The following is a 1,408-nucleotide window of genomic DNA, read 5'->3' on the forward strand; positions in this document are numbered from 1 at the left end:
GCCGCACCCGGCGCGACGACCTCGGCAGCCGCAGCGTCGGGCTCGGCGTCGGCATCGGCCTCCGCGTCGGTGGCGAACGCGTCCTCCGCGTCGCCGAGGGCCGCGCCGTACCCGGCGCCGCGCTCGTCGCGCACGATGTCGCCCGCGGAGAGCTCGATCACCCGGCGCTGCATCTGGTCGACGATGCCGGCCTCGTGGGTGGCCATGACCACGGTGGTGCCGCTCGCGTTGATGCGCTCGAGCAGGGTCATGATGCCCGCGCTCGTCACCGGGTCGAGGTTGCCGGTGGGCTCGTCGGCGAGGAGGATCTGCGGCTTGTTCACGATGGCCCTGGCGATCGCGACCCGCTGCTGCTCGCCACCGGACAGCTCGTGCGGCATCCGCTTGCCCTTGCCGTCGAGGCCGACGAGCTTCAGCGTCTCGGGCACGGCCGACTGGATGTATCCCCGCGACTTGCCGATGACGCGCAGGGTGAAGGCCACGTTCTCGTAGACGTTCTTGTTCGGCAGCAGCCGGAAGTCCTGGAAGACGACGCCGAGGTCGCGCCGGAAGTACGGCACCTTGCGGCTGGAGATGCGCCCGAGGTCCTGCCCGAGCACGTGGATCTTGCCCTTGGAAGGCTTCTCCTCCTTGAGGATCAGCCGCAGGAAGCTCGACTTGCCGGAGCCCGAGGCGCCGACGAGGAAGACGAACTCGCCGCGCAGGATCTCCACCCCGATGTCGTTCAGGGCGGGTCGTGCCTGACCCGGGTAGGTCTTGGTGACGGAGTCGAATCGGATCATCGAGGAAGAGCCTAGGCAGGCCGCCCTCGATCGCGACCACGACTCGCCCAACTCTCAGGGAGCGGCGCGCGCGTGCCCCTGTTCGCCGGTCGCAGTGCGCGCGAACCGCGGCGCGCACGTGGCGGATCGGCCGTCACCTCCCTAGGTTGGAGGGAGCAACCGACGGCGCCCGAGGAGGTGACATGACCGTTCCGCTCATCGGCATCGTCGCGGATCGAAAGTCCGCGAGCTACGGGGCCTGGGTCGACATCCCGACCGACGCGATCTCGCACACCTACACGGCCGCGATCCAGGAGGCCGGCGGCGCTCCGCTGCTCTTCCCCAGCCTCGACGTGCACCTCGACGACCCCGAGCGGCTCATCGACCTCGTCGACGGCCTGTTCCTTCCCGGCGGGCGCGACCTCGACGCCGAGCTGTACGGCAGCGAGGCGCATCCCTCGAACGACCCGCCGCTGCGCGTGCGCGACGAGCTCGAGATCGCGCTGACGCTCCTCGCGCGCGAGCGGGGGCTGCCCGTGCTCGGCGCGTGCCGCGGGATGCAACTCATCAACGTGGCGCTCGGCGGCACCCTCGAGCAGCACCTCGGCGACCGCGTCGACCTCACCCCTCACCGCGACGTGTACGGC

General features: G+C 70.7%; 2 protein-coding genes. One reads left to right on the plus strand and one right to left on the minus strand.

Annotation, left to right across the window (positions count from 1 at the left end; translation table 11 throughout):
- Positions 1-782, minus strand: a 782-nt coding sequence (gene ftsE, locus AC1DY2_RS19765; RefSeq protein WP_476763958.1) for a cell division ATP-binding protein FtsE, incomplete at its 3' end; no start/stop codon positions are given.
- Positions 783-964: 182 nt separating this feature from the next.
- On the opposite strand from ftsE, the gene AC1DY2_RS19770 reads away from it, so the two are divergent.
- A partial coding sequence (locus AC1DY2_RS19770) for a gamma-glutamyl-gamma-aminobutyrate hydrolase family protein (protein ID WP_476763959.1) occupies positions 965-1,408 on the plus strand: 444 nt, incomplete at its 3' end.

This window comes from Agromyces sp. P1_H4 (genome assembly GCF_056405255.1).